Annotated in this window: 20 protein-coding genes; 8 read left to right on the top strand and 12 right to left on the bottom strand. The window is 48.2% G+C overall.

Features of this window, described 5'->3' with window-relative positions:
- From ACRC27_RS09800 to bolA, 8 genes are all read right to left on the bottom strand, one after another.
- A partial coding sequence (locus tag ACRC27_RS09800) for an FAD:protein FMN transferase (RefSeq protein WP_438639783.1) occupies positions 1-284 on the bottom strand: 284 nt, incomplete at its 3' end.
- 9 nt (positions 285-293) lie between these two features.
- Positions 294-1,517: an NADH:ubiquinone reductase (Na(+)-transporting) subunit F gene (nqrF, locus tag ACRC27_RS09795; protein WP_438623747.1), complete on the bottom strand. Its 1,224-nt coding sequence runs from the start codon at positions 1,515-1,517 to the stop codon at positions 294-296.
- A gap of 23 nt (positions 1,518-1,540) precedes the next feature.
- Positions 1,541-2,137: an NADH:ubiquinone reductase (Na(+)-transporting) subunit E gene (nqrE, locus tag ACRC27_RS09790; protein ID WP_438623746.1), complete on the bottom strand. Its 597-nt coding sequence runs from the start codon at positions 2,135-2,137 to the stop codon at positions 1,541-1,543.
- Positions 2,138-2,143: 6 nt separating this feature from the next.
- A complete protein-coding gene (locus ACRC27_RS09785) occupies positions 2,144-2,773 on the bottom strand; it encodes an NADH:ubiquinone reductase (Na(+)-transporting) subunit D (protein WP_438623745.1) in 630 nt (209 codons plus the stop codon).
- Positions 2,766-3,545 carry a Na(+)-translocating NADH-quinone reductase subunit C gene (locus tag ACRC27_RS09780; RefSeq protein ID WP_438630502.1) on the bottom strand — a complete coding sequence of 260 codons (780 nt, stop codon included), beginning with the start codon at positions 3,543-3,545 and terminating at the stop codon, positions 2,766-2,768. Before ACRC27_RS09780 ends, ACRC27_RS09785 begins: the two co-directional genes overlap by 8 nt.
- On the bottom strand, positions 3,538-4,782 hold the full coding sequence (locus ACRC27_RS09775; protein ID WP_438623743.1) for an NADH:ubiquinone reductase (Na(+)-transporting) subunit B: 1,245 nt from the start codon (positions 4,780-4,782) through the stop codon (positions 3,538-3,540). Before ACRC27_RS09775 ends, ACRC27_RS09780 begins: the two co-directional genes overlap by 8 nt.
- A gap of 5 nt (positions 4,783-4,787) precedes the next feature.
- A complete protein-coding gene (locus ACRC27_RS09770) occupies positions 4,788-6,131 on the bottom strand; it encodes a Na(+)-translocating NADH-quinone reductase subunit A (RefSeq protein ID WP_438629911.1) in 1,344 nt (447 codons plus the stop codon).
- 611 nt (positions 6,132-6,742) lie between these two features.
- A complete protein-coding gene (gene bolA, locus ACRC27_RS09765) occupies positions 6,743-7,072 on the bottom strand; it encodes a transcriptional regulator BolA (RefSeq protein ID WP_438623741.1) in 330 nt (109 codons plus the stop codon).
- A 343-nt stretch (positions 7,073-7,415) separates the two neighbouring features.
- On the opposite strand from bolA, the gene ACRC27_RS09760 reads away from it, so the two are divergent.
- The 5 genes from ACRC27_RS09760 to ACRC27_RS09740 all read left to right on the top strand — a co-directional run bounded on the left by ACRC27_RS09760 (position 7,416) and on the right by ACRC27_RS09740 (position 11,713).
- Positions 7,416-7,994: a YajG family lipoprotein gene (locus ACRC27_RS09760; RefSeq protein ID WP_438629915.1), complete on the top strand. Its 579-nt coding sequence runs from the start codon at positions 7,416-7,418 to the stop codon at positions 7,992-7,994.
- A 91-nt stretch (positions 7,995-8,085) separates the two neighbouring features.
- Entirely contained in the window at positions 8,086-8,628 is a 543-nt protein-coding gene (locus ACRC27_RS09755; RefSeq protein ID WP_438639782.1) for a peptidylprolyl isomerase, read from the top strand.
- A 94-nt stretch (positions 8,629-8,722) separates the two neighbouring features.
- Entirely contained in the window at positions 8,723-9,052 is a 330-nt protein-coding gene (locus tag ACRC27_RS09750) for a hypothetical protein (RefSeq protein WP_438623739.1), read from the top strand.
- Between the two features lie 311 nt (positions 9,053-9,363).
- Entirely contained in the window at positions 9,364-10,731 is a 1,368-nt protein-coding gene (locus ACRC27_RS09745; RefSeq protein WP_438623738.1) for an AmpG family muropeptide MFS transporter, read from the top strand.
- A gap of 250 nt (positions 10,732-10,981) precedes the next feature.
- Positions 10,982-11,713 (top strand): outer membrane protein OmpK, encoded by a 732-nt coding sequence (locus ACRC27_RS09740; protein WP_438630571.1) that lies wholly within the window; start codon positions 10,982-10,984, stop codon positions 11,711-11,713.
- A 158-nt stretch (positions 11,714-11,871) separates the two neighbouring features.
- On the opposite strand, the gene ACRC27_RS09735 is transcribed toward ACRC27_RS09740, so the two are convergent.
- Positions 11,872-12,363, bottom strand: coding sequence for a YajQ family cyclic di-GMP-binding protein (locus ACRC27_RS09735; protein WP_438623736.1), 492 nt, complete (start codon positions 12,361-12,363; stop codon positions 11,872-11,874).
- A 70-nt stretch (positions 12,364-12,433) separates the two neighbouring features.
- On the opposite strand from ACRC27_RS09735, the gene ACRC27_RS09730 reads away from it, so the two are divergent.
- Positions 12,434-13,384, top strand: coding sequence for a 2-dehydropantoate 2-reductase (locus ACRC27_RS09730; RefSeq protein WP_438639784.1), 951 nt, complete (start codon positions 12,434-12,436; stop codon positions 13,382-13,384).
- A gap of 138 nt (positions 13,385-13,522) precedes the next feature.
- On the opposite strand, the gene thiI is transcribed toward ACRC27_RS09730, so the two are convergent.
- The 3 genes from thiI to pomA all read right to left on the bottom strand — a co-directional run bounded on the left by thiI (position 13,523) and on the right by pomA (position 16,851).
- Positions 13,523-14,992, bottom strand: a complete 1,470-nt coding sequence (gene thiI, locus ACRC27_RS09725; RefSeq protein ID WP_438630665.1) for a tRNA uracil 4-sulfurtransferase ThiI — start codon at positions 14,990-14,992, stop codon at positions 13,523-13,525.
- A 78-nt stretch (positions 14,993-15,070) separates the two neighbouring features.
- Entirely contained in the window at positions 15,071-16,021 is a 951-nt protein-coding gene (locus ACRC27_RS09720; RefSeq protein ID WP_438623779.1) for a MotB family protein, read from the bottom strand.
- Positions 16,021-16,851, bottom strand: coding sequence for a flagellar motor protein PomA (gene pomA / locus ACRC27_RS09715; RefSeq protein WP_438639781.1), 831 nt, complete (start codon positions 16,849-16,851; stop codon positions 16,021-16,023). The genes ACRC27_RS09720 and pomA overlap by 1 nt, the downstream gene beginning before the upstream one ends.
- A gap of 196 nt (positions 16,852-17,047) precedes the next feature.
- Between pomA and xseB the strand changes: the two genes are divergently transcribed.
- Both xseB and ispA read left to right on the top strand, forming a co-directional pair.
- Complete coding sequence (gene xseB, locus ACRC27_RS09710) at positions 17,048-17,293, top strand: exodeoxyribonuclease VII small subunit (protein ID WP_438630669.1); 246 nt, start codon at positions 17,048-17,050, stop codon at positions 17,291-17,293.
- Positions 17,290-18,022, top strand: a 733-nt coding sequence (gene ispA / locus ACRC27_RS09705) for a (2E,6E)-farnesyl diphosphate synthase (protein ID WP_438639780.1), incomplete at its 3' end; no start/stop codon positions are given. The genes xseB and ispA, both read left to right, overlap by 4 nt.

Raw genomic sequence — 18,022 nt, 5'->3', positions numbered from 1 at the left:
GCAAACGGGGTATTTACCGCGGTGCTGCTGTTAAAGCGGCTCAATTCAGAGGTTGGACGATAAGTCGACATCTGATCGTTGACCAGCTCAAGACGCTTATCAATTTCAGCTTGAACGGCATCTTGCGCCGGTAAATCTTTTTGATTTAAGTATTTGATGGAGTAGTACGTACCCATCGTTTGGCCTTGCAGGTTGACTTGCTCGTTTGACGCGCTGTCATTACACCCACTTAGAAAAAAGGCCAGCCCGACCAGGGCTAGCCATTGCTTAGTTTTTACTAACATGTCAGTGAATCAACCACCAAAGTCATCCAGCAAAATGTTTTCATCTTCAACGCCCAGATCTTTGAGCATTTTGATGACCGCAGCATTCATCATCGGCGGGCCGCACATGTAGTATTCGCAGTCTTCCGGTGCTTCATGATCACGCAGGTAATTTTCATAAATTACGTTGTGAATGAAGCCAGTATAACCTGTCCAGTTATCATCCGGTAACGGATCTGACAGTGCTACGTTCCAAGTAAAGTTCGGGTTTTCAGCCGCGAGCATGTCGAAGTCTTCAACATAGAACATTTCACGCTTAGAACGCGCACCGTACCAGTAGGTCATCTTACGCTTGGAGTGCAAACGCTTAAGCTGGTCGAAAATGTGGGAGCGCATTGGAGCCATACCCGCACCACCACCGATAAAGACCATCTCATTTTCGGTTTCTTTGGCGAAGAACTCACCAAATGGACCAGAAATAGTGACTTTATCACCCTTTTTCAATGACCAGATGAAAGAAGACATCTGACCCGGAGGTGCATCAGGGTTGCTTGGCGGTGGCGTAGCGATACGCACGTTCAGCATGATGATGCTTTTCTCTTCCGGATAGCTCGCCATCGAGTAAGCACGAATAATCGGCTCTTTAACCACAGACTCATAGCGGAACAGGTTGTATTTATCCCAATCTTCGCGGTACTCCTGCGGCACATCAAAATCAGCATATTTGATATGATGCGCAGGCGCTTCAATCTGGATATAACCACCGGCACGGAAAGGCACTTCTTCCCCTTCCGGAATCGCAATCACCAGCTCTTTGATGAAGGTGGCAACGTTATCGTTAGAGATAACTTCACATTCCCACTTCTTCACGCCAAAGATCTCTTCTGGCAATTCGATTTTCATGTTCTCTTTCACGTTCACCTGACACGCTAAACGGCAACCTTGGGCTGCATCGCGCTTGGTGATGTGAGAAAGTTCAGTTGGCAGCACATCGCCACCACCTTCCAGCACTTTGGCGTGGCACTGGCCGCAAGAGCCACCGCCGCCACAGGCGGAAGAGACGAAGATCCCGTTACCGGCCAAAGCACCCAGCAGCTTACCGCCAGCTTGGGTTTTAATGGTCAGGTTTGGATCACCGTTAATTTCAATCGTAATGTCACCAGAGCTTACCAGCTTGGATTTGGCAAATAAAATTACCAGAACCAACGCCAGCAGGATCAGGGTGAACATGACTACGCCAAGAATAATTTCCATCGTATGTTCCTACTACGCCCTGATTACAACTGGATACCGGAGAAAGACATAAAGCCCAGCGCCATCAGACCTACAGTGATAAAGGTAATACCTAAACCACGTAGACCTTTTGGTACGTCGGAGTACTTCATCTTCTCACGCAGACCTGCCAGTGCCACGATAGCCAGCATCCAACCGATACCGGAACCTACACCATACACAATCGACTCTGTGAAGTTGTAGTCACGTTGCACCATAAACGACACGCCACCGAAGATCGCACAGTTTACGGTGATCAGCGGCAGGAAAATGCCCAGCGCGTTGTATAAAGGTGGGAAGAACTTATCCAGCACCATTTCCAGAATCTGTACCAGTGCAGCGATAACACCGATAAAGGTGATAAAGCTCAGGAAGGTCAGATCAACGCCTGCAACCAGTGCACCGTCTTTGAGGATCAGGTTAAAGACCAAGTTGTTAACCGGAACGGAAATACCCAGTACAACCGTTACCGCAATACCCAGACCAAATGAGGTTGCAACTTTCTTGGATACAGCCAAGAAGGTACACATCCCCAAGAAGAAGCCCAGCGCCATATTTTCAATGAAAATAGAGCGAACAAACAGACTGATATAATGTTCCATCTGTCGTTATTCCTTCTCGTTCTGTTCAGGCTTGTAAGTACGAAGAGCCCAAATCAGGCCACCAATGATGAAGAACGCACTCGGTGCCAGCAGGAACATACCGTTACTCTGATACCAGCCGCCATCTTGAATCAGTGGCAGTACCGGCATACCAAACAGTTTACCAGAACCTATCAGTTCACGGATAAAGGCAACAGCCAGCAAGATAGCGCCGTAACCTAAACCATTACCGATACCGTCCATGAAGCTTTGCATCGGCGGTGATTTCATCGCATACGCTTCAGCACGGCCCATTACGATACAGTTGGTGATAATCAGACCAACGAATACCGACAGTTGCTTGGAGATCTCATAGGCATACGCTTTTAGCACCTGATCGACCACGATAACCAGTGATGCGATAATCGCCATTTGCACGATAATCCGCACACTGTTCGGAATGTGATGACGAATCAGTGAGATAAACAAGTTGGAGAATGCAGTAACAATGGCAACGGCCAGCGTCATAACAAACGCAGTTTCCATCTTGGTGGTGACTGCCAATGCAGAACAGATACCCAGAATTTGCAGTGCAATCGGGTTGTTGTCCATGATCGGGCCGACCAGCAGCTTTTTCATTTCTTTGTTATCAACCATTGTTCAACTCTCCAGCGCGTACTTTGGTCAGGAACGGACCATAGCCGTTGGCGCTTAGCCAATAGTCAAACGTGTTTTGCACGCCGTTACCGGTCAGGGTTGCACCTGATAAGCCATCAATCGCATACGGATCGTTTGGCAGTGCTGTTCCTTTGACAATGTGAATTGCCGGCTTGCCGTCAACATCAAACAGCTTCTTGCCTACCCACAGCTTACGCCAGTTCGGGTTCACAATTTCGCCACCTAGACCTGCGGTTTCCCCTTGGTCATAGTAAGTGATGCCTTTTACGGTATTGCCGTCAGTTTCAACAGCCAGAAAAGCGTACATCATTGACCACAAACCGGTACCGTGTACTGGCAGAACCACTTCGGTCACTTTACCTTCAGCATTTTTCACCAGATACACAGCAGAGATATTGGCACGGCGCTTAATCTTCGCCTTGTCTTGATCGGCTGGAATGCTGATGCTTTGCTTTGGATCTTTATCCGCCGCACGCTGATCAAAAGTAGCTGCATCACCCTCAACAAAGCTACCCGTAGCCAGATCAACCAAACGCGGTTCGATAAACTGGGTAAAGGTCTCTTTTACATTCACGTTAGGGGTCAGCAAGCCAGCAACAGATAAAATGTTGCGTTGCTTATCTAGCTGTTTTTGCTCGATTTGTGTAGCTTTTAAGCCTACAGCAGAACCGGCAACAATAATGGAGCACACCAAGCTGAGGGAAATAACCACCAGCAGCGTTTTGGCAATGCTATCGTTACTCTTAGCCATTACGCGCATTCCTCCGCTTAATGTTTGCTTGTACCACCAGATAGTCAAAAATCGGGGCAAACAGGTTAGCAAACAGAATAGCCAACATCATACCTTCTGGGTACGCTGGGTTAACCACGCGAACCAGTACCGCCATTACGCCGATCAGCGCACCGTACCACCACTTACCTTTATCGGTAAAAGAGGCAGAAACCGGGTCTGTGGCCATAAATGCCATACCGAACGCAAAACCACCCAGTACCAGATGCCAGTACCACGGCATTGCGAACATTGGGTTAGTGGCAGAACCTATCAGGTTAAACAGCGTAGAAGAGACCACCATACCGATCATGACACCGGCAATGATGCGCCATGAAGCCACGCGGATATAAATCAGGAATGCCGCACCCAACAGGATCATCAGGGTTGAAACTTCACCGATAGAGCCTGGGATGTTGCCAAGGAAAGCATCAAACCATGTGATTGCCTGCCCTGTTGCATTGTGGATCAGGCCACCTTGACCACCACTTGCCCACTGAGACAGAGCCGTTGCACCAGAGAAACCATCAGCAGCAGTCCAAACCATATCCCCTGAAATTTGTGCAGGATAGGCAAAGAACAGGAATGCACGGCCAGCCAGAGCAGGGTTTAAGAAGTTACGGCCAGTACCACCAAAGATCTCTTTGGCAACAACCACACCGAAACTGATACCCAATGCAGCCTGCCACAGTGGCAGTGTTGGTGGCACAATCAGCGCAAACAGGATAGAGGTAACGAAGAAGCCTTCGTTAACTTCGTGCCCACGAACAATCGCAAACAGCACTTCCCATGTTGCACCAACGGCAAACACCACAGCAAAAATTGGCAGGAAGTAGGTTGCGCCCAGTAGCATTTTACTGCCCCAGCCCGCATCCGCAGCGGTCATTGAGCCGCCCAGCAATTCCACCAGTGAGTAGTGCCAGTCAGCGGCCACCACTTGTGCCAGTTGTTCTGCACCGTGCAGGTGGTTCAGCGCTAAAATCGCTTGTGCACCGGCATTATACAGACCCCAAAACAGGGCAGGGAAAACAGCAACCCATACCATGATCATAATACGCTTCAAATCTACCCCGTCACGAACGTGGGCAGAAGTACGAGTTACCGTACCCGGCGTATAGAAAATGGTGGCAACCGCTTCATATACGGCATAGAACTTTTCGAACTTGCCGCCAGGCTCAAAATGATGTTCGAGCTTTTCAAGAGCGTGTTTCAAACCCATCTCGATTAACCTTCCTTCTCAATCTTGGTCAGTACATCGCGCAAGATTGGGGCATATTCATACTTGCCAGGACACACAAAGGTACACAGCGCCAAATCTTCTTCATCCAGCTCTAAGCAACCCAGTGTCTGAGCACCATCGGTATCACCCACGATCAGATCACGCAGCAACAGCGTTGGCAGAATGTCCAGCGGCATAATGCGCTCATAGCTACCAATCGGTACCATAGAGCGTTCACTGCCCTGCGTTGCCGTGGTGAACTTGAACAGATGCTTTTTGAACAGATGTGCCAATGTTGTGCGGGTCGCGGAGTATTTATTGATACCCGGTACCAGCCAGCCCATGAACTCTTTTTCGCGCCCTTCCAGCAATACAGAGATCTGATTGTGGAAACGGCCCAAAAAGGCGTGTGGACCTGCGGCAATCGTTCCGTTCAGTACAGAACCGGAGATCACACGGTTATCACCATCGTTCAGCTCACCCTTGATCAGCTGATCAACACTTGCACCGATACAGGTACGCAGCAAACGCGGGTTTTTCACCTGCGGGCCAGCCAGTGCAATCACACGATCAGTATGCAACTCACCAGTAGTGAACAGCTTACCGACAGCAATCACATCTTGGTAACCGATGCTCCACACAGTTTTATTCAGGCTGACCGGCTCAAGGAAGTGAATATGCGTACCCGCTAAACCGGCCGGATGAGGGCCTGCAAATTCGGTAATCACAACCTGAGCATCCGTTGTAAACGGAATTTTTGCGCCCGGTGCTTTGCACAGGTGCACTTTGCCGTCAGTCAGGCGAGTCAGTACAGTCAGGCCGTGCACAAAAGCTTCGGCTTGCTCGTTGATCACCACTTCAGGGTTGGCCGCCAATGGATTGGTATCCATTGCCGTAACAAAAATGGCTACGGCTTCACTGTCTACTGCCGGTGCTTTACTGAACGGGCGAGTACGCAGTGCAGTCCACAGACCAGACGCGATCAAGTTATCTTTTACTTGCTGGCGATCCAGCGAGCTCAGTTGCTCAATCGGGTATTGAGTAAAAGTAACCTGCTCATTGCCTTCAACGGCAATCACAACAGATTGAAGAACACGCTTTGCGCCACGGTTAATAGCAACCACGGTTCCACTGGCAGGAGCAGTAAATTTCACGCCGAGGTTCTTTTTGTCTTCAAACAGAACCTGACCTTTTTTTACCACATCCCCTTCATGCACATGCATGGTAGGGCGCATACCAATGTACTCTTCGCCTAGCGTAGCAACTTGGTTGATGGTCGGACCATCATGGATTACTTGCGTCGGTACACCCGCAACAGGGAGATCCAGACCCTTTGTAATTGTAATCATATTCACTAGCACTACTTTATCGGGAAGGAAAGAAAGATTTGTCCGAGCAAGAAACGACATCCTGACGTCCTTCACCCGAGCCTGTAGGGAATTGGGGTTTATCTAAGCTATTTCGCAAAAATCATCCAACCATTTCACAGTTAGCTCACCGCAGCTCCCGCTGTTGAACTCTTTAAAACTTTCGCTACAGCCGTAACAGATGTAAACCTATTACAAGGGGCACATTTTAGCATTTTTGCCTCCCTTGATGCCATTCTGAAAGTGGTTAACTCTGCTGTAAACGGCACAAAATTGAGGTAAAAATAGAGGTTTAGAGTGACCAATATTCAATAATGTGATCAACACCTCAACCTGCAAACATTAAAAGCACTGATTTATTATCATACAAAAAATAATAGATGAAATATTTAGCAATACATAAAATAAAACGCAGATTTAACAAAACAAATCAGTGTCATTTTCCCTGAGTTTACAGACAGATAGTTATTAACACGCTGTCACATTAATCTTAACAGCGCTCACAACACCATGGAGCGCTTTAGGCAGGATAAAAACTTGCATATGGCGGGATAAAAACAAACGGCACTTAACTGCCGTATTTCACTGCAATATTACGACTTCTCAGCGCGATCAGCCAAACTGCCGCCACGACATGCCGGTGACTGCGGCACATTTTCTGCTGCCTTTTGCCACTCTTCCAGAGTATATGTGTGCAAGGCTAAGGCATGAATATGGTTCGCCAGCTCATCAGCCAACACCGTATTGACTGCGCGGTGACGGGTGAGTAAACGCTGCCCCTCAAACTGTGCGCAGGCGATAACCACTTTAAAGTGACTTTCTGAACCGGCTGGCACATTGTGCTGATGACTTTCGTTTGTTACCTGTAAAAATGCGGGGGAAAATGCTGCGGTAAGTTTGGCAACAATCTGATCATACATCATAGTGAGATCCCTTTTAAAATAGGCTTTCTGCGGTAAAAAATGCGCTAATGATATGATAACGCGTGATAATAACAAACCTCGGCATGCATGCTGCAATTGGCGCAATAAACAGCAGAATAGCAGGATTCAGCGCCTTAACCTACGCGGTACATTAAGCCGTAATCAGATGACAAACAGGCGTATTCTGTCCAAGCAAAAGAGCGACTTTGTACGCAGAACCACGCCCCTCTCCCCCCACAGGTAAAATTAATCTCTCTACGCTCTTTTCCCTGCAGAAACGGTTGTTTATGATGCAGAATTGGTTTTACGTTATCTTTACGCTAAGGATTTGCGCAGTATGAAAATGCTAAAAAAGGTTATTCTTCCCCTGATTGCAGTAGCAACGCTGGCCGGTTGTATCAACCAACCAACCAACTCTATTGCCGTTAACCCACCGATCACCCTACCACAACAAGACCCGACACTGATGGGCGCAACTATTTCGGTCAGCAGTTCTGATCAGCGCCCACAGCCTTATCTGGCGATGGTTCGACGCTCTGAAGGAAAGCCGGAGCCGCTGTATGCTTCGCGTGATATCCGCTTCCTACTGCAAGAGACGCTAGAAAAGCAGATGCAAAAGCGCGGCTATATGCTGGGCGATAACGGCAAAGCTTCGTTGCAAATCATTCCCGTTGAAGTGTATGCCGATGTGCAAGAGGGCAACTTACGCCACAACATCACCACCAAGGCTAAAGTCAAAGTCATCACCCGCACCAGTAAGGGCGAGATGATTAAAGAGTTTCGCGCCAGCTACACCGTACAAGGCCCGCTAGGTGCAAAAAATGAGGATATCAGCAAAGCCATTAATGAAGTGCTGACCTCAGTGATCACTGATATGGCTCAAGATGACAGTATCAATACATATATCCGGCAAAGTGCGTAATTTACGCGATTCAGCCCGCATTATTGACCTATTCCCCCTGCCCTATGCCGACTAAATAGGGCAAAAAAGCAAAAACAGGATAACAATTACGATGAAAAAACTTATTTTGCTGCTGGCTTGTTGGGCTGGCACTGCATGGGCAGCGCCCACCGTTACACTGACAACCAATCAGGGTGAAATTGTAATCGATTTGAATGAAAAAGCCGCACCTAAGACAGTCGCCAACTTTTTGCGCTATGCCGATGATGGCAGCTATGCCGGCACACAGTTTCACCGTGTCATTGCCGGATTTATGATCCAAGGTGGTGGTATGGATGCTGAGTTACGCCCTCGCCCAACCTACGAGCCGGTGGTTAACGAGTCGGATAACAAGCTCTCCAACCGTTATGGCAGCATTGCGATGGCCAGAACATCAGATCCTGACTCGGCAACGCGCCAGTTCTTTATCAACGTTAGCAACAACACGATGCTAGATAATGTACCCGGCCGCCCAGGTTATGCTGTATTTGGTGAGGTGGTAAAAGGTATGGACGTTGTTGAGAAAATTGCCGCCGTCAGCACCACCCGTAAAGGCGGTATGGCTGATGTTCCTGAAACACCGATTATCATTGAAAAAGTGAGCGTAACGCGCTAATTCTGTCAGCAGAGCAGGCCAATTGTGATGCTCAGATTTTTTAGCTCTGGTTACTTTTTTCAGAAAGCATTTTCCGAAAGAAAAAGGAGTTATTATGCCGGTCTCTGCTGATACATTTAGTCTGTTGTATGGTGAGGCGCTCGCTAACCAATTACGGTTAATTCTGCTCGGCTGCGCTGAACCGGATAAATTACAGCTATTTTGTGATGATATTCTGCACCACTGGTGGGCAGATAACTACGATGATGACGCGCCGCTGAGTGCCAGTGAACATGCATTCTGGTATGCCATGGCACTGCTGGAGGCAACCCCCCTAATCAGCCTGCGCGGTAACCGCTTCTTACGAACACGGCTGCAAGCTTGCATTGCCACATTAAGTGAGCAAGCTCCACTGCCTTCGGCCATCAGGGGCATTCGCCCCTGATCCACAAAACGGTAAATGGCTCACAACCTCTCTGTATTTAGTACTCAATTTAGTGTTCACTCTGTATTCATTCTGGCATGCATGTAAATGCCAGAAAGCAGGGTCATGCCGCCCTGTAAAATCAGCCGTAAAAAATAAAAACAGGCTCTATCATTTAAATACGCTAAAAACCTTAGCTTTCACTCTTTGGCCCAATAGTGCTAGCCTTTCAGACAAATCATCACTTATAGTCCTGAGCGTCTGCTTTATTGCTAACTATTCGCATTTAGCACTGTTTTGACTGACACAAAGTTAAAGAGAGTACCCTCTGTATGCCATCATCCGCCTCAAGCCTACGAAATATGCTGAAAAGCTATGCCGACATCCGGCTACTCTGGATTTTTCTTCTGGGCTGCGCCAGCGGTTTTCCGTGGGTACTGATTGGCTCAAGCATGAGCGGATGGCTGCAAGATGCGGGGATCTCGCGCTCAACAATCGGTTTTTTTGGCTCAATTTTTGTGGTGTATGCCATTCACTTTATGTGGGCACCACTGATTGACCGCGTAAAGTTACCCTTTCTTCACGCCAGACTCGGGCAGCGCCGCAGCTGGATCTGTCTGATGCAGGTGTTTATTCTGCTGGCGACAGTGGGTATTGCGTTTACAAATCCGGCTAATTCGCTGTTATGGACAGCCGTTCTGGCCTTTACCATTGCCGTGGCATCATCAACACAAGATATCGCCATTGATGCCTACCGGATTGATACCCTGTACCGTGACAAAGCGCTGTTGCCACAAGGCTCTGCTATGGCGGTTATTGGGTGGTGGACTGGCTACTCACTGCCTGGCTATCTGGCATTTAGCTATGCCGATCGCTATGGTTGGCAGCATGTGTATCTGGGAATGGCGGCTATCAGCCTTGTGTGGCTCTGTGGTGTATTGCTGGCCCCTGAGCCAGAAACCGGCCGCGAACACCTGCAAGCAGAAGCCGAACAGCAGTATGCAAAACATCTGCACAACAACCGAATTATCACTTGGCTTGCGGTTACTGTGATTGAGCCTTTTGCCGAATTTTTCCGCCGTAACGGTACCTCAATAGCGCTGTCTATTATCAGTTTTGTCTTCTTGTTTAAAATTGGTGAAGCATTTCTTGGCCGGATGTCGATCACTTTCTATAAAGAGATCGGTTTTAGCAACGAACAGATTGCCCACTATTCAAAACTGATTGGCTGGTTTGCCATGGTAGTCTTTACTTTGATGGGCAGTGCGCTGAATGTTCGGTTTGGTATTGTACGGGGTCTGCTGATTGGCGGCATCGCAATGGCTGGCAGTAACCTGATGTTTGCTTGGATTGCGACTGTCGGCCCGAATGAGCATCTGTTTGCCGCCACTATTATTGTCGATAACTTTACCAGTGCATTCTCATCGGTGGCATTTGTCTCTTTCCTTAGCTGGCTCAGTGGGCGAGCATTTTCGGCCACCCAATATGCGCTGCTTTCATCGCTCGGGAATTTGGGTCGCACCACGCTCTCTTCGTTTAGCGGTGAAATGGTTGACCGCCTGCACGGTAACTGGTCTCTGTTTTTTATCTGCACCTCGCTGATGGTCATCCCCGGTTTATTGCTGCTAATTTATGTGGGTAAACGTTTTTCAGCGTTGACCCGTGATCCTGAATCACAACCAAAACAGCAACCCGAATAAACAAGATGAGGCTCAGTATTAGTCAGCACACAGTACTGACTCATAGCGCTTAAGCTGTACAAAAAATACCGCACGATAAAGTGACTTAAATCACAAATAACGTTATCGATTGCGCAAGCCATCACAAAAATCGCGATGAACATCACTTAAGCCCTTCCCTCTTGCGGGAAGGGCTTTTATTATGTGCGCCGTTTTGCAGCCTAGCTGCAGCCACATTTTTATACCTACGGGTTGTTTAACTGAGGTTCTCATGCGCAAAAGTCTTGCTGGTTTATCTGCTCTCGCTGTTATGGCATCTGTATCTGCTCACGCGGAACCTATTTACAGCTTTGCCAATGTCAGTGCTAACTATCTAGATTGGAGCAGCCGTACTACCGATGAAAGCGGTAAGAAAGACTTTCCGTATTTAGAACTTGAAGGTGGCGCAGGTTACAACTGGGGTGAAGTATACGGTTTTTTTGATCTGGAAAACCCAACTCACAGCTATGACCGTGAAGATGGCCGCAGCCTGCGTATCGCAGCAAAAGGCACTGTACGCTACTACTTAGGTGACAGCGGCTTTAATCTGTATGGTCACTTCTACGATACTCACTCTGATGGTTTTAACGAACAAAACTTCATCTACGGTATCGGCTACAACTTTAATGTCGGCAGCTTCTGGGCAAAACCATTCCTAGCAGCAAACTACACCAACAACACCTTCTTTGATGGTAACAACGGTTATATGTTTGGCTGGGTTGCCGGTTATGACTTCGTGGTTGCCGATCAAAAGTTCAGCATCACCAACTGGAACGAATACGAATTTGCGCGTGATGCCGATTACGGCAACGGTGGTAAAGAGGGCCTAAACGGTGCCGTTGCACTGTGGTGGAATGCAACACCAAGCATCACCACCGGTATTCAGTACCGTTATGCAGACAAAAAGCTAGGCAGTGCTGCATACCAAGATGGTCTGATCTACAGCGTAAAATATAACTTCTGATAGCCCTCTTTTCTGGTCGGGTTTGACAATATAACCGTGCATTGCTGATCAGCAGTGCCTGTTTAATCGTAAAGCGTGAATACTTGACCATAAAAAAGCGCCGCCGATGTGTATTTCACCGGCGGCGCTTTTTTTTATCTTTACCGTATTATCGGTAATTAATCACGGAAGTTATTAAACTGGAACGGCTGCCCCAGTTCAGATGCCCGGATCAGTGCCATTACCGCTTGCAGATCATCACGGGCTTTTCCGGTTACACGCACCTGCTCGCCTTGAATTTGCGCCTGCACTTTGATCTTGGAATCTTTAATCAATTTGACGATTTTCTTCGCCATCTCGGTTTCAATTCCCTGCTTGAGCTTCACCTCTTTGCTGAAGGTTTTACCGCTGTGCTCACAGGCTTCGGGTTCTTCAAGTGCGCCATTTTGAATATCACGCTTTACCAGCGCACTGCGCAGAATTTCCATCAGTTGCTGAACTTGGAAATCAGACTCAGTTGAGACTTTGATGGTTTGGTTTTTCTCGTTCAACTCAATGCTGGCAGTGACATTACGAAAATCATAACGGCTTTCCAGTGCCTTATTCGCATTATTTACTGCGTTACGGGCTTCCTGAGAATCAATTTCAGAGACAATATCAAAAGAAGGCATGACGGCTCTCTCTACTTAATCAACAACAACTGGCATGATAGCAGAACTGCAGGCAAGGCGGAAAACCATGATGAAAATTACTGTACTCGGTTGTGGCGCTATCGGGCAGCTCTGGATGCTAAAACTGGCCGCCGCAGGCCACTCGGTACAAGGCTGGCTACGCCAGCCACACACAAACTGGCACTGTATGCTGGCCGAAAACTCTCAGTCATATACTGAGAAACTCAATAATTCTTTCTCGGATCACCACCGCCCACCTGCTGTGCCACAGGTTTTTCCGGTCAACCAGAAAGATCATCTGGCACACAGCCAATTGTTACTGGTGACGCTCAAAGCTGGCAGCGTGCAACCGGCACTGCCGACGCTACTTCACACGCTGCCCGCCGATTGCCCAATACTGCTACTACACAACGGTATGGGCAGTGTGCCAGAGGCAATGTATCAGTCAATAAAACAACCCCTTTTACAGGGGATTACCACACATGGTGCGCTGCGCGTCAACCGGCACACCGTACGCCATACAGGTGTAGGAGCAACCCATATTGGTGGAATCAACCCGCGCGGACATATTTACAGCACTACGCTGGCCAACACATTAGATGCGGCCCTGCCTACTGTCAGCGCGCATCAAGATATTCGGCCATTTTTATGGCAAAAGCTGGCCATTAACTGCGCCATCAATCCGCTGACTGCGTTAAAAAACTGTCGTAACGGGACGCTGCGCGCGTTTCCTGATGAGATCCGAACACTGTGCACAGAAGTGGCTACCGTCATGAATGCCCTCGGATTACCCGCAGATACCCATACGCTGTATCAACAAGTGATGCAGGTCATTGATGCAACGGCAGAAAACTACTCCTCTATGCAGCAGGATATTGCCAAAGGCAGAGAGACTGAAATTGCCTTTATTACCGGTTATCTGCTGGAACAAGCCCGTCAATTGAATATTCCCACACCGGCAAACTCGGCGCTGTATCAGGCTATTATGCAGCAGCAAATACAACAGAACGGACAAGATTAGAGATTAGAGATTAGAGATTAGAGATTAGAGATTAGAGATTAGAGAAAATATTATGAGGAAGGAAAACCACCATAAAAAAACAGCACACAGGAAGAAAGCTTCCACTGTGTGCTGTTTTTTTGTATTGCTAGCCTACCATTACGCGCGGCGATATACCTTCACATTCATAAAGCCTTTTTCACGCAGATAGAGCGCCTGCAGTTTGCTCATTACGCCACGATCACAAAACAGTAAATAGGTTTTACTCTGATCCAACGTATCAAACTGGCTGGAAAGCTTATAAAACGGCATTTTTTGTAACTCAACACCGGCAAGAACACCCTCAGCTTTTAACGGGCTCTCTTCCTCTTCTTCCGGGCTGCGAATATCTAAAATCACCTCACCGGCGCTAAAAGCATCAACCGTTTCAACTTCAGGAACTTGCTCTTTAGCCTGCTCTGCAATATCACGGATATCCATGTATTTTGCGTTTTCCACCACATTGTCGAGAATGGCAAAATCAAACTTGCCCTCTTCCTCTTCAATCTTGGTTTTCACGGCTTTTACAGTTGGGCTTTTTGAGATCACACCACAAAACTCAGGCATGGTCTTGGCAAAGTCTTCCGTACCAATTTGGCGAGCCAGCTTGATGATATGCTCTTTGTCATGTGAAATCAGCGGGCGCAAAATTAGCGTATCGGTTACATTATCAATCAGACGCAAATTGGTCAGGGTCTGGCTGGAGACTTGCCCAAGTGCTTCACCGGTCACCAGTGCCTGAATACCAAAACGCTCGGCCACTTTAGAGGCAGCACGCATCATCATGCGCTTGAGGATCACCCCCATCTGGCCATCTTCAACTTTTTCTAGAATCTCACCCACGACAGGTTCAAAGTTGATGGCACAAAAACGCACTTTATGGGATGAGCCAAAACGATTCCACAAATAATGCGAAACCTGTTTAACGCCAATCTCATGGGCAGAACCACCAAGATTAAAGAAACAGTAGTGCACACGGCAGCCACGGCGCATCAGCATATAGCTCGATACCCCTGAGTCAAAACCGCCCGATACTAATGAGAGAACATCCTCTTGCGTACCAATCGGGTAGCCACCAATACCTTCATAACGTGCTTTGACTAAACGCAGCAGGTTATCATCAATTTCAAGACGTACTACCACATCAGGCTGGCTCAGGTTAACCGAGGCCGTTTCAATGTGCTGGTTCAATCCGCCGCCCACATACCGCTCAACTTCCAGCGAATTAAAGCTCTGCTTACCACGACGCTTTGCACGTACGCTGAAGGTTTTTCCTTCCAGCAAAGCACGGTTTGCGGCTAATGTTTTCTCAAAAATATCGTGCAGATCAGTATATTCGCTCTCTTCCACTTCCAGAACATGGTGGATACCGGGTGTTTCCATCAACCCTTCCAGTAAACGTGCATAATTTTCAGCACTATTATCCTTAGAGCGAACTTCAATATGATCCCAGCGCCGGACAACGGCCAGCGTTTCATCCTGCCTTTTCAGTACAGTACGGATGTTGCCAGTCAGAATTTTAATAAAGCGCAGACGGACTGACTCGCTTTTGATCATGATTTCAGGAAACAGCTTAATGATAAATTTCATATTCTTTCAGTAACACATAAGAAGTGAGAGGAGTGCGCGAAGGCGCGGATTATACACAATAGCGTAGTTGCTGTCTCACTATTGAGCCACACTCTCGGTAGCCGTTTCAGCGGGTTTATCCACCAAAGGTATCGGCATTTGTGCTTCTGATAGTTTGAGCGGTGCAGCCTCTGTAGCTTTGCCCTGTAAAATATGAATCTCTACCCGCCGATTTTTCCGGCGATGCTCTTCAGTATCATTAGGGAAACGGTTTTGCGTATCGGCCACGCCGGTAACCTCTACCCGCTGCGAATTGAATGCCGGATTATTTTCCATTTCAATGGCCACTGACGCAGCGCGCTGGGCAGAGAGATCCCATGCCGAACGGAACAATGCAGTATCGACATTGCGATCATCGGTGTGCCCGACAACCAAAATTTTACCCGGTGCATCATTGAGCAAACGGGTGATATCGGCCATCACTGCCCGAAATTTAGGCTGTAAAAATGCAGAGCCGGCAGCAAAAGCCATCCCCTCATTTAAACGGATAATCAATTGCTGTCCGAGCATCTCAAGCTCAATACCACCACTGAGATGATCGCGCTCCACCATCAGTTTTAGACGTTGGTACAGATCTTCGGTCGCCTGACTCTGCGCGGTGCTGTTTTGCTCAACTTGCTGAGTCTCTTCACGCGGAATTTTAGCCCCAGATCGATCAGCATCACCCGGCTGGAAATAGAGCGTTGGCAATGTTACGTCAGCGGTCTGCTGCATAATAGTATTAAGCGGTGTAGGATCAGGACGACCAGGGCGATACTCTTGTGCCACCACGCTAGTGCCTTTGGGGATATCACGCAGATCAATCTGATTTTGCACGCCAAATGCACTACGCATCGAACCTGCTATTTGTTTGTATTTCTCAACATCCATCTCTGAAAATGACAACAGCAGCACAAAAAAACACAACAACAGTGTCATCAAATCTGCAAATGTGGTCATGTAAGCGGGTGAACCTGCTGCTCGGTGTTTTTTTACCGGACGTTCATCCATCACGCAGCCTCATCCATCAGATCGCGCTTTGACTCCTGCAGATAATTTTTCAGTATTGACTCAATCACCCGTGGATTTAACCCGTTCTGAATCGCTACTACACCATCAATGATCAATCGGCGATTCAGCGCCTCTTCATCACGGCGCAACGCCAGCTTATCGGCAATTGGGTTGGCGATCATATTCGCAATCAATGCACCATATAGTGTGGTAATCAGAGCCACGGCCATCGCTGGACCAATCGCTTTAGCATCTGACATATTTGCCAACATCGCCACTAGACCAATTAGCGTACCTATCATGCCCATCGCAGGGGCAACATCCGCCAATGCCCGAAAAATTTGCTCGCCACGCTCGTGACGCTCAAGCGTTAGATTCAGATCTTTAGTCAGTGTTAAGCGCACGGTAGCTGGGTCATGGCCATCCACCAGCATATCTACCGCTTTGCGCATAAATGGGTTCGTGATCTCCATATCCTCAAGTGCCAGAAATCCGCCTTTACGCGCGGCATCGGCCATGGTTGTCAGATCGGTGATCAGATCATCAGGTGATTCTGAACGATAAAAGAAGGCTTTCGTCGCAACTTTGGCCGCCCCCCAAAACTGGCTCAGGGTGAATTTCATCATCACCACAAACAGGCTTCCGCCCACCACAATCAGCACAGAAGGAATATCAACATAAACCATGATATTTCCACCCATGAACATGGCGTAGATGATGAAACCAAAAGATGCCACTAAACCAATGAGTGTTGCCAAATCCACAATACAGCCCTCTGGGAACAGCTTGGAGTTCGGTGTATTCACATGCGCTTTATGATTAATGCGCATGTAAAATCGGCCGTATCCGTATGTTCTCTGCTTTGTTTTTCGTCTGTTATGGATCGCTATCGGCACGTTGCGCAGAAAATTAATCACAAAAGTGAAAAAAAAGCCCTTTTTCGCACAGTTACTTTCCGGCTGATTTGACCAACTGGCAAGGCTGGGGTAACTTTTGCGCCATGACTCCCTAAAATGTTGACATGTTATGGCCAGAGCTGCGAAAAAACCGACCGATTTTGAAGCCACATTAACTGAACTTGAACAGATAGTGACACGTCTTGAATCGGGTGATTTATCACTGGAAGAGGCCTTGTCAGCATTTGAGCGAGGGATCGTGCTGACACGTGAAGGTCAGCAGCGCCTGACACAGGCCGAACAACGCGTACAGATTTTGCTCAGTAACGCGCCAAACGCCGCGTTAACCCCTTTTTCGGCTGACAGTGAGTCATGAGCGTGCCCTATTCCGAACTGTTAATTTTATACCGAGAGCGAATTGACCATATTTTAAGCCAGCATCTGGATACCCTGCCGTTTCAGGATCATGCCATTGTGCAGGCGATGCGCCACGGAACACTGCTGGGCGGTAAACGCCTGCGCCCTTTTTTGGTCTACGCCACCGGAACGCTGTTTGATATTCCGCTCAGTGAGCTTGATGCTCCGGCGGCCGCCGTTGAATGTATTCACGCCTATTCGCTGATCCACGATGATCTGCCGGCTATGGATGATGATGATTTACGGCGCGGACAGCCCACCTGCCATATCCGTTACGGTGAAGCCAATGCAATTTTGGCCGGTGATGCTCTGCAAACGCTGGCTTTTACTATACTTGCAGAAGCCGACAGCAAAAACAGTGCCGAGGCATTTGCAATACGTTTAGCGCAGGTGCGTGAGCTGGCCAGTGCCAGCGGTGTCAACGGTATGTGTGGCGGGCAGGCTCTTGATCTGGCCGCAGAAGGCCAAGTCTGTACCCTGTCGCAGCTTGAGCAGATCCACAATCATAAAACCGGTGCACTCATTCGCAGTGCAATCCGTTTAGGGGCGCTGGCCGCCGGTTCGCGCGGCTATGCAGCACTGCCAGCACTTGATCGCTACGCCAATGCCATCGGGCTGGCGTTTCAAGTGCAAGATGACATTTTAGATGTTATCGGTGATACCCATGTGATAGGAAAACGTCAGGGCG

This window comes from Plesiomonas sp. (genome assembly GCF_051650925.1).
In the GTDB taxonomy this organism is placed as follows: Bacteria; Pseudomonadota; Gammaproteobacteria; order Enterobacterales; family CAMTGL01; genus Plesiomonas.
This window is presented reverse-complemented; position numbering and strand designations above follow the sequence as displayed.